Source organism: Streptomyces sp. NPDC050439 (genome assembly GCF_040655335.1).
Classification (GTDB): domain Bacteria; phylum Actinomycetota; class Actinomycetes; order Streptomycetales; family Streptomycetaceae; genus Streptomyces.
In genome coordinates, this window is the sequence record NZ_JBFAJT010000001.1 from 1,054,302 (window position 1) to 1,066,871 (window position 12,570).

8 protein-coding genes are annotated in these 12,570 nt (G+C 70.4%); 2 read left to right on the forward strand and 6 right to left on the reverse strand.

Features of this window, described 5'->3' with window-relative positions:
• Positions 1 to 105: 105 nt before the first annotated feature.
• From AB0I66_RS04735 to AB0I66_RS04760, 6 genes are all read right to left on the reverse strand, one after another.
• Positions 106 to 3,249, reverse strand: coding sequence for a ThuA domain-containing protein (locus tag AB0I66_RS04735; protein ID WP_363206228.1), 3,144 nt, complete (start codon positions 3,247 to 3,249; stop codon positions 106 to 108).
• 69 nt (positions 3,250 to 3,318) lie between these two features.
• Positions 3,319 to 4,191: a sugar phosphate isomerase/epimerase family protein gene (locus AB0I66_RS04740; protein WP_363206229.1), complete on the reverse strand. Its 873-nt coding sequence runs from the start codon at positions 4,189 to 4,191 to the stop codon at positions 3,319 to 3,321.
• Positions 4,188 to 5,411 carry an ABC transporter substrate-binding protein gene (locus tag AB0I66_RS04745; protein WP_363206230.1) on the reverse strand — a complete coding sequence of 408 codons (1,224 nt, stop codon included), beginning with the start codon at positions 5,409 to 5,411 and terminating at the stop codon, positions 4,188 to 4,190. The genes AB0I66_RS04740 and AB0I66_RS04745 overlap by 4 nt, the downstream gene beginning before the upstream one ends.
• Entirely contained in the window at positions 5,411 to 6,421 is a 1,011-nt protein-coding gene (locus AB0I66_RS04750; RefSeq protein WP_363206231.1) for an ABC transporter permease, read from the reverse strand. The genes AB0I66_RS04745 and AB0I66_RS04750 overlap by 1 nt, the downstream gene beginning before the upstream one ends.
• On the reverse strand, positions 6,418 to 7,386 hold the full coding sequence (locus tag AB0I66_RS04755; RefSeq protein ID WP_363206682.1) for an ABC transporter permease: 969 nt from the start codon (positions 7,384 to 7,386) through the stop codon (positions 6,418 to 6,420). The genes AB0I66_RS04750 and AB0I66_RS04755 overlap by 4 nt, the downstream gene beginning before the upstream one ends.
• Positions 7,387 to 7,418: 32 nt before the next feature.
• Entirely contained in the window at positions 7,419 to 8,936 is a 1,518-nt protein-coding gene (locus AB0I66_RS04760) for a sugar ABC transporter ATP-binding protein (protein ID WP_363206683.1), read from the reverse strand.
• A gap of 191 nt (positions 8,937 to 9,127) precedes the next feature.
• On the opposite strand from AB0I66_RS04760, the gene AB0I66_RS04765 reads away from it, so the two are divergent.
• On the forward strand, positions 9,128 to 10,321 hold the full coding sequence (locus AB0I66_RS04765; protein WP_363206232.1) for an ROK family transcriptional regulator: 1,194 nt from the start codon (positions 9,128 to 9,130) through the stop codon (positions 10,319 to 10,321).
• 208 nt (positions 10,322 to 10,529) lie between these two features.
• Positions 10,530 to 12,542 (forward strand): N-acetylmuramoyl-L-alanine amidase, encoded by a 2,013-nt coding sequence (locus AB0I66_RS04770; protein ID WP_363206233.1) that lies wholly within the window; start codon positions 10,530 to 10,532, stop codon positions 12,540 to 12,542.
• The last annotated feature ends 28 nt before the right edge of the window (positions 12,543 to 12,570 follow it).

Genomic DNA, 12,570 nt, shown 5'->3' on the forward strand with positions numbered 1-12,570 from the left:
CGGGGGGAGAAGGTCCGCAGTGCGCCTTGGACAGCGGCGCACTGCGGACTTTTCTATGCCCCCGGCGACTTCCGACGGCGACTTCCTGCGGCTACTTCCGGGTGACTATGACGTGGTGAACTGCACCGCGTCCACGTCGAAGGAATTGTTCTGCGGCGATTTGAAGACCACGTACAGCTTGTGGGTGCCGGACAGGGCTTCGACCGGCACGTCGGGTGTGGCCTGGTAGGTGTCCCAGCCCCCGGTGTTGGGGACGGGCGTGGTGGCGAGCAGTTTGCCGTCCGGGGCATCCGCGCGCAGCTCGATCGAGCCGACGCCGTACGGCGAGGACAGCTTGTAGCTGACCTTGCTGACGCCCTCGACACTCATCGGGCTGTACGCGATCCAGTCGCCGTCACTGATGTCACCGATACGTTTGCCGTTCTCGGCGCCCTCCTGGGAGACGATGCGGGTCCCCGACTGGTCGTCGTGGTACTCCGCCTGCTTGTGCTTGGGGTGCATGACGGAGCGGCCGTAGCCGGTGAGGGCGCTGACGCCGTCGCCGCCCTTGTCGGTGTACTTGGCGTTGAGGACGTAGGTGAGGTCGGCGCCCTCGGGGTGGCCGCCCAGGTCACCGGTGTCCACGGTGCCTTCGCAGCCGGGGATGTCGGTGGTGGGGTGCTCGTGGTCGTCGTGGCCGAGGGCCGGGTTGACGGTGACCTTGGAGCAGTCGATCGTGCCGTCCTCGGGATCGGTGACCGTGACCTTGTAGGGGATCTTGTCGCCGAACTCGATGAGTTTGCCGTCGACCGGGGTCTCGACCTTCACCTTGGGGGCCGTGTTGCCCGCGGTGACGGGCACGTTGGCGTAGCCGGACTTGCCGGTGGAGTCGGTGACCTTCAGCTGGGCGTTGAAGTCTCCCTTGGTGTCGTAGGTGTGGGAGGGGCTGGCCTCGGTGGAGTCGTAGGTGCCGTCGCCGTCGAAGTCCCAGGCGAAGGTGAGCGGATCACCGTCGGGGTCCTTGCTGCCCTCGCTGGAGAAGTCGACCTTCAGCGGGGTCGGGCCGTTGGTGGCCGATGCCTTGGCCTGGGCGAGCGGGGTGCGCTGGCCCTGGGCGTAGTCGATGCGGTAGAGCCCGGAGTCGTTGTTGCCGCCGCCGAACTCGCTGCCCCACTCCAGGACGTACAGGGAGCCGTCGGGGCCGAAGGTCATGTCCATCGGCTTGGCGAACTTCGCCGTCTTCAGGAAGTCGTTGATCTTCAGGAGCTTGCCGCTCTTGTCGAAGCGGATCTCCTTGACCGAGTCGCGGGCCCACTCGTAGAAGAAGCTCGCGCCCTCGAAGTAGGCGGGGAACTTCGTCTTGGAGGGGTTCTTGGCGTCGTAGTGGTAGACGGGGCCGCTCATCGGTGCCGAGCCGCCCGCGCCCATCTCCGGGAACTCCTTGGACTCGCCGTAGCCGTACCAGATCTCGGGCTGCTGGAGTGTCGGCAGGTCCTTCAGGCCGGTGTTGTTCGGCGAGGGGTTGACGGGCATGGCGCAGTCGAACTTGGCGCCGACTTCCTGGGTGTCGGGGTTGTAGGGGGCGTACGCCTGGTTGTTGCCGTGGCAGAAGGGCCAGCCGAAGTTGCCCGCCTTCTTGATGACGTTGTACTCGACCAGGCCCTCAGGGCCGCGGTCGGTGGTCGGGGCGCCGCGGTCGGGGCCGTAGTCCGAGGCGTGCACGTAGCCCGTCTTGGGGTCGACGGTGAAACGGAAGGGATTGCGGAAGCCCATCGCGTAGATCTCGGGGCGGGTCTTCGCGGTGCCCTTGGCGAAGAGGTTGCCCTTGGGGATGGTGTAGCCGCCCTTGTCCGTGGGCTTGATGCGCAGGATCTTGCCGCGCAGGTCGTTGGTGTTGCCCGCGGTGCGGGCCGCGTCCAGCATCTGCTTGCCCTCGCGCCAGTCGAGAGGGGCGTAGCCCTGCCAGTTGGGGTCGAGGTTGGGCGGGGTGTCGTCGCCGACGCCGAGGTAGAGCGTGCGGTTCGGGCCGAACTCGACGGCGCCGCCGGTGTGGCCGGGCTCGGGGAAGGTGCGGTCGCGGTAGGCGGGGACGTCCAGGAGCTTCTTCTCGCTGGCGAGGTCGAGGGTGTTGTCCTTCTTGACCGTGAAGCGGGAGAGGCGGTTGACGTCGTCCGTCGCCTTGGCGGGGGCGTAGTAGAGGTAGATCCAGCGGTTGGTGGCGAACTTGGGGTCCAGTTCCATGCCGACGAGGCCGTCCTCGCCGCCGGTGTAGACGTCGAGCTTGCCCGCCGTGGACGTGGAGTGGCTCTTCGGGTCGAAGATCTTCACCTCGCCGCTGCGCTGGACGTAAAAGACCTTGCCGTCCTTGGCGACGTCCAGTTCCATCGGGTCGGCCGTGTTGTCGTCCAGGGCGGTCTTCTCGTAGCCGGACCAGACCGTGCCGCCGCAGTCGCCGGGCTTGTTGCCCGCGGCCCACTGGATGCCGCCGAGCACGTGCTCGCGGAAGGCGGGCTCGCTGTACGACGCCTTGTCGTGGCCCATGGCGGTGGCCCAGACCTTGCCGCCCTCGGCGTTGCGGCACCAGGAGATGGGGTGGTCGGCGCCCATCTTGGAGCCGCCCGGGTCGTACGTGGTCTCGTCGGCGGTGACCAGGACGTGCACGTCGCCGCGGGGGTTCTTGTCGAAGTTGTACCACTCCTCCGGGCGCTCCCAGCGCTCGGGAAGGCCCTTGGTGGAGGGGTGCGCGCGGTCGGCGACCTTGGCGGTGCCCTTCAGGACGCCCGGTGAGTGGGCGGGCATGTGGGCACCGGCGTTGATGAGGTCGTCCCACCAGGGGAAGGAGTCCTCGACGCCCATGTCGAGGGTGTTGTGCAGGGCGACGACTCCCTTGCCGCTCTTCACGTACGTCTTCATGGCGTCGCGCTGGGCGTCGGTGTCCCAGACCATGCCGGAGTTCTGCAGCATGATGATGACGTCGAAGTCCTTGAGCTTCGCGTCGTCGAAGACGGTCGCGTCGTCGGTCTGGACGACCTCGAAGTTGTTCGCCTCCGCCTGCTCCTTGACCATCTGGACGCCGGCCGGGATGGAGTCGTGGACGTAGCCGACGGCCTTGGTGAAGAGCAGCGCACGGAAGGCGGGCGCCTTGTCCGCGGCGCTGGAGGTGGCGGGCAGGAACCCGACGGCGAGGAGCAGCGCCGCGACGAGCGCGATCACCGTTCTTCGTAAGCCTTTCGTGTCACGCAGCCTTCTGTCACGCGCATGACAGTCCATGGGGTGGTCCTCTCTGCTGGGAAGGACGGGACGGACGTGCGGGATTGCCGGATGTCAGAGGGTCGGACGTCAGAGGGCGGCCAGGGTTCGGCGCAGGAAGCCGAGTCCGTCGGTGGCGAGCGCGTCCTGGCTGGGCGCGAGGGGCCGCCAGACGGAGGCGGCGACGGCGATGGCGTCGTTGTGTGCCGTGAACGACTCGATGCAGAGCGGCCCTCGGTAAGCGGACTCGCCCAGCGCGCGCAGGAAGCCGGGCCAGTCGAGGTGGTCGGCGCCGGGGGCGCCGCGGTCGTTGGCGCACACCTGGACGTGGGCGATGCGCCTTGCCGCCGTACGGACCGCCTCGGGCAGGGAGTGCTCCTCGATGTTCTGGTGGTAGGTGTCCAGAGCGACGCCGATCGACTCCTCGGGCAGGCCTTCGAGGCCCTCCAGGGTCTGGGCGACGGTGTTGAACAGGCTCGTCTCGTAGCGGTTGAGGGGCTCGACGGCGATACGGACACCGGCGCGTGCCGCGTACTCGACGACCGGCGCGATGTGCTCGCGCCACTCCTCGTACGCCGCCGCCCGCGCCGCCCGGTCCATCCGCCAGGTCCGGCCGACCGCCGCGTACACCGGGCCCGCCACCACGGGGGCTCCGATCGCGTGCGCCGCGTCGACGCAGCGGCGGAGGTAGTCCTGGGTGGCGCGCAGGGTGCCCTGATCGGCGCGGACGAGGTTGCGCTCGTCCGGCATGACGGCGACGACCGCAGCGGGGGCAAGGCCCGTGACGTCGAGCAGCTTCGCCACCGCGGCGGGCTCCCAGTCGTCGGGCTGTTCCAGGGGAAGTTCCGCGCAGTCGAAGCCCCAGCCCGCGAGGCGGGGCAGCGTCTCGCCGAGCACCTCGGTGGTGACCGGCGAGTGCCAGATCCAGGGGTTCGCGCCCAACTTCCAGGCGGCGTACGTCACTTCTTGCCTCCCCAGTCTCCGGGGAAGCCCGGCATGTCCTGGCAACCGCACATCGCGTAGTGCAGCGGCGGCATGCCCTCCTGGAGGTACTCGTCGAGATTGGCCTGCGTGATCGTGGGCTGCGGCAGCTTCCACTCCTTGGGGACCTCTTTTCCGTCCAGGATGCGCAGGGCCGCGATGACCGGCGTGCGCCACTGGAAGGTCGGATAGGTGGGGGCGATCGCGGTGAGCTTCTTGTCCTTCCACGCCTGGAGGAAGTCCTGCTGGTCCTCGCCGGTGATCGGCGGCACGTCGACGCCCGCGTCCTCGAAGGCCTCGACGGCGGCGACGGCCGTGGCGCCGGAGTCCATCCAGACGCCGTCGATGGACCCGTGCCGGGAGATCGCGTCGGAGACGATCGACTTCGTCTTGGCGGGGTCGCCGTCGGTGAACTTGGCCTCCACGACGTCCAGTTCACTCTTGTCGAAGGCGAGCTTCGCCGCCGACCAGCGGGTCTCCAGGACGTCCACGCCGGGTGAGATGCGCAGGGCGAGGATCTTGCCCTTGGGCTTGACCTTGTCGACGAGGAAGTCCGCGGCGACCGCGCCGTAGCCGTAGCCGCCGATGGGGTTGACGAAGGTGACGGCGCAGTCGGTCTCCACACCCCGGTCGAAGACGATCACGGGGAGCTTGCCGCAGGCCTCCTTCACCGCCGGGGTGAGGGTGGCGGTGGTGTTCGGCGAGACGATGAGCGCGTCGCAGTCCTTGTTGCCCGCGAGCTCCTGGATGTCGGAGATCTGCTTGTCGTCCTTGCCCTGCGCGTCGAGGACGGTGAAGTCGTCGATCTCCTTGTGCTGCTTCACCTCGGCCTTCATGTTCTTCAGGCCGACCTGGCGCCAGGGGTTGAAGACTCCGGCATTCGAGAAGCAGAGGTGGGTGCCGCCCGAGCCCTTCTTCTTGTACTGGGCGGTGTCGGTCATCTGCGGTTCGAGCATCTGCTCCCAGGGCTTGTCGTTCGGGCCCTCGGGGGTCTCTTTGCCGAGCTTCAACTGACGCTCGTACTCGGCCTGTTCGAAGAACTTGGAGGGTTTGTCACCGCCCTCGTCGGATCCGGCGGACTGCGAGGCGGCGGCGGGCGAGTCGGGGGGCGTGTCGCTGGAGCAGGAGGTGAGCAGTGCGCCCGCGAGCAGAGCGGCGGCGGCGGGCGTGAGCGCGCGCCTGCGGTTCACACGGATGTTCATCACAAGGGTCTGCCTTCCGAGGAGTGAGTACGACGGCGGCGCAGCCGGGACCAGTCGGCGGCCCCCAGCCCGACCGCGGCGATGACGATGACGCCCTGGACGGTGGACTCCAGGGCACCCGATACGCCCTGGAGGTTGAGCAGCGTGAACAGGGCCTGCAGCGAGAAGGCGCCCGCCATCGCGGCGACCACGCTGCCCCGGCCGCCGCCGAGCACGACTCCGCCGAGGACCACGGCGGTGATCGCCTCGAACTCGTAGCCGCGGCCCGCCTGCGCGGAGACCCCGGAGAAGCCGCCGACGAGTACCGCGGCGAGCGCCGCCGCCGCGCCGGACAGGACGAAGGCGATGACGCGGGCGCGGTGCACGCGGACTCCGGCGAGGCCGGCGGCGCGTTCGCTGTCGCCGGTCGCGATCAACGTACGGCCGAAGTCGGAGCGCATGAGCAGGACGGCGACGATGCCCGCGGCGAGGCAGGCGAGGACCGCCCAGGGCAGCCAGCCCATGGCGGTGCCGCGCCCCATCTGCCGGAAGCCTTCCGAGAGTTGCCCGTGCGGGGAACCACCCGTCCAGAAGAAGACGGCACCCTCCAGGATCAGCATCATGCCGAGCGTGGTGATGAACGAGGGCACTCTCAGGCGGGTGGTGATCAGCCCGCTGACGAGGCCGGTGACCGCGCCCGCGAGCAGCAGGCCCGCCGTGATGAGCGGCCACGGTGCGTCGGGAAACGAGCCGTAGACCTCGGCCGCCGCGACGACACCGGCGGTGACGATCGCCCCGACCGACAGGTCGAACTCGCCGCAGACGATGACCAGATACTGTCCGGCGGCGAGGATCACCAGGGGCGCGGCACGCTTGACGAAGGCGAGGAAGCGGTCGGGTTCGTAGAAGCCCGGGTCGGTGACGGCGAGTGCGGCGAGCAGGACGACGAGGAGCGCGTAGACGGGCGCTCCGGTGCCGAGGGAACGTACGACTCGCTTGTATGGGGCGGCGGTTGCCGCGCCGCTGCTCATGCGGACCTCCTGCTGCCGCGCCGGGCGTAGATCGCGACGGCGGCGATGATGACGACGCCGCGCACGACGTTCTTGAAGAACGGGTCGACGCCGAGCTGGTTGAAGACGGAGTCGAGCACGGCGAGCACCAGGACTCCGCCGAGGGTGCCCGCCACTCCCCCGCGCCCGCCCGCCAGGATGGTGCCGCCGAGGACGACGGCGGCGATCGACTCCAGGTCGTAGCGGGCCTCGGTGCCGGCCCAGGGGGCGCCCGCGCCGAGCCGTGAGGCGAGGAAGAGGGCGGCGGCGCCGACGCAGAGCGAGCACAGGACGTGCGCGGCGATGATCGTGCGGCGGGTGCGGACGCCGGAGAGCCGGGCCGCGTGTTCGTCGCCGCCCGTGGCGTACAGGTGATGCCCGAAGCGGGTGCGGCGGGTGATCAGCCACATCGCGGCGGCGACGGCCGCGAGCAGGAAGAGCGAGACGGGGATCGGGCCCATCCGGTCGTAGCCCAGGTGCTGGAAGGAGGCGGGGACCCTGCCCGCCGGGCCCGTGTAGTTGTCCTCGATCCAGCCGCGCAGGATGAACGCGGTGCCGAGCGTCGCGATGAACGCGTTGACCTTGAGCCCGGTCACGATGAGCCCGTTGGCGAGCCCGACGGCCGCCGACAGGGCGAGGACGGCGAGCACCGCGGTGACGACGCTGCCGTCCTCCATGGTGGTGGCGGCCACGAGCGTGCCGAGGCTGATCAGATACGCCACCGACAGGTCGAGGGAGCCGGTGAGGATGACGGCGGTCTGGCCCACGGCGACCAGCCCGAGGGCGACGCAGTTCTGCAGGATGCCGACGACGTTCGAGAGCGTGAGGAAGTCGCCGCCGCGTGCGGCGACCACGATCCAGCCGAGCGCGGTGACGGCCCCGGCGGCGAGCCAGACGCCGACGGCGGGATCGGTGAGCCTGCTGCGGCTCGGGGCGCGGGTCTTCAGGGGGGCGGGCGGTGGGGCGAGGCTGGTACCGCTCACGCGACGGAATCCTTTCCGGACGGGGCGCTCGGGTCGTTGATGTCTCCGGCCGGGGCACTCGTGGCGAGGCGCATCACGTCCTCCTCGGACGCCCCCGCCGGCAGCTCCCCGGCGATGCGGCCCTCGGCCATGACGAGGACGCGGTCGCTCATGCCGATGAGTTCGGGCAGCTCGGAGGAGACGATCAGGACCGCGATGCCCTCGCGGGCCAGTTCGCGGACCAGGGTGTGGATGGCGGCCTTGGCGCCCACGTCGACGCCCCGGGTCGGTTCGTCGAAGAGCAGGACGCGGGGGCGGGCGGCGAGCCACTTGGCGATGACGACCTTCTGCTGGTTGCCGCCGGAGAGATAGCGGGCCTCCTGGTCCTCGCCGCGCGCCTGCAGCCGTACCCGTTCGAGGAGCGCGGTGAGTTCGCGGGCGGCGGGCGGCTCCCCGCGGGCCGGTACGGCGCGCGTGACGAGCAGGGCGTTGTCGCGCACGGATTGCCGCAGGGCGAGCCCCTCGGCCTTGCGGTCCTCGGTCACCAGGGCGATCCCGGCGCGGATGGCCTGGCGCGGTCCGGCGGGCCGCAGGACTTCGCCGTTCACCGTCATGGTCCCGCAGGTGAACGGGGCGGCGCCGAACAGGGCCCTCGCCAGGGACGTACGGCCGGAGCCCTCCAGGCCCGCGATGCCGGTGATCTCGCCGGCGCGCAGCGTCAGGTCGATGCCGCTCAGCCGGTCGTTGCCGCCGCCCGTGACGGCGAGGCGTACCTCGCCGATGTCGGCGGGGTGGGCGCGCGGCGGGTAGTAGGCGCTCAGCTCCCGGCCCACCATGGCGCGTACGACCTGGTCGGTGTCGGTGTCCTCGGTCCGCACCGTCGTGACGTGACGGCCGTCCTTCAGCACCGTGATCCGCTGCGAGAGGTCGAAGACCTCGCGCAGCCGGTGCGAGATGTACAGGATGCCGAGGCCGCGGGCCGCGAGGCGGCGCACGAGGCCGTGCAGGAGGCCGGCCTCGTGGTCGGCGAGCGGCGCGGTCGGCTCGTCCATGACCAGGACGCGGACGTCGGAGGCGAGCGCCTTGACGATCTCGACGGTCTGCTGGCGGGCGACGGACAGGTCCCGGATGTAGGTGCGGGGCGTGATGCCCGCTACGCCGACCTCGGCCAGGAGCTCCGCCGTGCGGGCCTCCATCGTGCGGCGGTCGACGAGGCCGTAGCGGGTCGGCTCGCGGCCCAGGAAGACGTTTTCCGCGACCGTCCGGTGCGGGAGCAGCGCGAACTCCTGATGGATGATGCCGACTCCGGCGGCCTGGGCCTGCGCCGGGTGGCTGAAGGCATGCTCCGTTCCGTCGAGCACGATGCTGCCCTCGTCGGGGACGTGTTCGCCCGCGAGGACCTTCATCAAGGTGGACTTGCCGGCGCCGTTCTCACCGACAAGCGCGTGCACCTCGCCGGCAGCGAGGTCGAGCGACACCCCGTGCAGCACTCGCACTCCGAGAAAGCTCTTGGACACCCCGCGCATCGCCAACATCTGTTGCGTCGCCTGCATCGCCTGCACCCTCGGCTCCTTCGGCAGCGGTCTGCAGAGCAATGTGATGAGGGAGCTTTGACCTGTCAAGGGCCCAAGCAGCTTTCTGTACAAGCGAGTTGACGGGCACTTAGGTCGATCGTCGAACAGCATCAGCCTTGTGAGCAGCCAAACTCGTCCCTAAGGTTGCTGCCATGTCTGGAGCGCCGGATCACCCCGTTTCCGTACCGTCGACACCCGGCGAAGTCCTCGCCCTGCTCCGCACGGGGGCGGTGGAGACCCGCGCCGACATCGCCCGGATGACGGGGCTCGCGCGGTCGACGGTGTCCCAGCGGGTGGACGCGCTGATCGCGCACGGCTTCCTCACCGAGGAGGCGGACGGCGGCTCGACGGGCGGTCGGCCACCGCGGCGGCTGCGCCTGCGCACGCGTGAACACGCGGTGGCGGGCGTCGACTTGGGCGCTTCGCACTGCCGGGTCGCCCTCCTGGACATCGGCGGCGAGATGCTCGCCCTGCGCGAGGACCCGATCTCCATCGCGGACGGCCCGCAGGAGGTGCTCGGCCACGTCGAGCGGACGCTGCACACCCTGCTCAATGAGACCGAGCGCGATTCCGCGTCGCTCCAGTCCATCGGGGTCGGTGTGCCGGGGCCCGTGGAGTTCTCGACGGGCCGTCCGGTGGATCCGCCGATCATGCCGGGCTGGCACCAGTTCCCCATCCCGGAGTTCTTCGCCGAGCGGTTCGGGCCCCGGGCCCTCGTCGACAACGACGTGAACGTGATGGCGCTCGCCGAGCAGCGCCGCGCCTTCCCCGACACGCGCTATCTGCTCTACATCAAGGTGGGCACGGGCATCGGCTGCGGCATCGTCGCCGACGGACGGCTGCACCGGGGCGCGCAGGGCAGCGCGGGCGACATCGGGCACATCCGGGTGGGCGACATCGAGGACCCCTGCCGGTGCGGCAACTCCGGCTGCCTGGAGGCGGTGGCGGGCGGTGCGGCCATCGCCCGCAAGCTGTCCGAGCTCGGCCTGCGAGCGACCTCGGGCAGTGATGTCGTCCAGCTCGTGAAGTCCGGCAACCGCGACGCCGTCCGCATGGTGCGCGAGGCGGGCCGAGCGGTGGGCGAGGTCCTTGCGGGCCTGGTGAACTTCTTCAATCCGGACACGGTGGTGGTCGGCGGGGCGCTGGCCGCCGTGCACGACCAGCTCCTCGCGGGCGTACGGGAGGCGGTGTACCGAAGGTCGCACCCCTTGGCCACCCATGTGCTGCGGATCGAGCCCAGCCGTACGGGCGAGAACGCGGCGGCCATCGGCGCGGGCATCCTGGCCGTCGAGCACGCGCTGTCCCCGCAGCAGGTGGACCGGGCCTTGTCGGGTGCGGCCCGCTGATCCGAACAGGTGGACCAGACCTCATTGGTCCACTCCACTGACGCGCCGCAGGCCGTGCGGCCTCCTGGGGCGAAACCCGCCGGGACCGGCGCTGACATGGGAAATCCGCGCTCCTGGGCATGATTGACGGATCGTCGGAGAGCCGGTACCACTGACGCACGCCCGGCCCCGCACGCCCCATCACGCTTCACCGCCCCAGGAGGCTGCCTTGCGAGGATCCCCCACCGTCCGTACCCCTGCCGCGCGCAGACGCGCCGTCAGGACCGCGGGCGCCCTTGTCTCCGCCGGCCTGCTGCTTCCGCTGCTCGGTGCCGCCCCGTCCACCTCCTCCGCCTCGTCGCCGGGCGCTCCCGGTGCGGGCGGTGAGCTGCAGGGCGCCTTCGCGGCCGCGGCCGCCGAATACCGCGTACCGCAGAGCGTGCTGCTCGGGGTGTCCTATCTGCAGTCCCGCTGGGACGCGCACGGCGGCGCGCCGAGCGTGACCGGCGGGTACGGCCCCATGCACCTCACCGACGCGCGCACCGCGGTCGCCGGCGCCCCGCACCACAGCGAGGGCGAGGAGGACCCGCGCGGCGACGCGTCCCGGGGAGTCCTCAAGCCTGAGGAGTTCACGGCCAAGGCGCCCGAGAACTCCGAACTGCCCGCCCGGCTGAAAACCCTGCGCCGCGCCGCCGAGGTCAGCGGTCTCCCCGCGGAGCGGCTGCGCACCGACCCCGCCGCCAACGTACGCGGCGGTGCCGCCCTGCTCGCCGCCGCGCAGAAGAAGCTCGGCAAGCCGCTGAGCGACGACCCGGCCGAGTGGTACGGCGCGATCGCCCGCTTCTCCGGCGCGGACGACCAGGCCACCGCGGCGACGTACGCCAACGACGTCTTCGCCGTCATCCACGACGGGCAGTCGCGCACCACGGACGCCGGCCAGCAGATGGCGCTCGCGCCGGTCGCCGGCCTGAAGCCGGATGCCGCGCAGGTCCGGGGCATGGGGCTGCGGAAGGCACCGAAGGGCGAGACCGAGTGCCCGACGACCGTGTCGTGCGAGTGGATCCCGGCTCCGTACGAGGAGTTCAAGGACCCGAACGGCAACGACGACTACGGCAACCACGACCTGGCGGACCGGCCCAAGAGCCAGCGCATCGACACCATCGTCGTCCATGACACCGAAGGCCGCTGGGAAGGCGTCCTCAACATGGTGCAGGACCCCACGTACGTCTCCTGGCAGTACACCCTGCGCTCCACCGACGGCCACATCGCCCAGCACGTGAAGGCCAAGGACGTCGCCTGGCACGCGGGCAACTGGTACGTGAACTCCAAGTCGATCGGACTGGAGCACGAGGGCTTCCTGACGGCGCCCGACACCTGGTACACGGAGGCGATGTACCGCTCGTCGGCGCGCCTGGTGAAGTACCTCGCCAAGAAGTACCGCATCCCGCTGGACCGCCAACACATCATCGGCCACGACAACGTCCCGGGCACGCTGCCGTCGACGATCGCGGGCATGCACACCGACCCGGGCCCGTACTGGGACTGGCAGCACTACTTCACGCTGATGGGCAAGCCGTTCAAGCGCACGGCGGGCCCGAACGGCGGCCTGGTGACGGTGGCACCCGAGTACTCCGAGAACCGGCCGGAGTACACGGGCTGCGTCAAGCCGGGCGAGACGTGCGTGCCGCACGGCTCGGCCGCGGTACGCGTCCACACCGAGCCCCGTGACGACGCGCCGCTCATCAAGGACATCGGCCTGCGGCCCGGCGGCGGCGACTCGACGATCGGCGTGAACGACACCGGTGCCCGCCTTTCCACCGGCCAGCAGTACGCGGTCGCCGAGCGCAAGGGCGACTGGACCGCCGTCTGGTACCTGGGCCAGAAGGCCTGGTTCAAGAACCCGCGGAAGCAGCCGACGGCCGTCGACGCGAAGGGCCTCGTGGTGACGCCGAAGGGCGATGCCCAGGAGGTCCCGGTGTACGGACGCGCCTACCCGGAGAAGGAGGCGTACCCGGCGGGTGTCCCTGTGCAGGCGGTCACGCCGCTGCCGTACAAGCTCCTCGCGGGACAGGAGTACGCGACCGGCGGCAAGGTGCCGGGCGAGTACTTCTACGCGCCGACGTTCGACACGACGCCGCACAAGGTGGTGCGCGGCAAGGACATGTACTACAAGGTGCAGTTCGGGCATCGCGTGGCGTACGTCCGGGCGGCCGACGTGAAGGTGGTGCGATCGGGCTCCTAGAGCGCCGATGACGGTCGGGGCCGGGTTC

Bases quoted from the DNA above. Each gene is read 5' to 3' on its own strand.
- AB0I66_RS04735 (WP_363206228.1), bottom strand. From the start codon at position 3,249: ATGGACTGTCATGCGCGTGACAGAAGGCTGCGTGACACGAAAGGCTTA.
- AB0I66_RS04745 (WP_363206230.1), bottom strand. From the start codon at position 5,411: ATGAACATCCGTGTGAACCGCAGGCGCGCGCTCACGCCCGCCGCCGCC.
- AB0I66_RS04750 (WP_363206231.1), bottom strand. From the start codon at position 6,421: ATGAGCAGCGGCGCGGCAACCGCCGCCCCATACAAGCGAGTCGTACGT.
- AB0I66_RS04760 (WP_363206683.1), bottom strand. From the start codon at position 8,936: ATGTTGGCGATGCGCGGGGTGTCCAAGAGCTTTCTCGGAGTGCGAGTG.
- AB0I66_RS04765 (WP_363206232.1), top strand. From the start codon at position 9,128: ATGTCTGGAGCGCCGGATCACCCCGTTTCCGTACCGTCGACACCCGGC.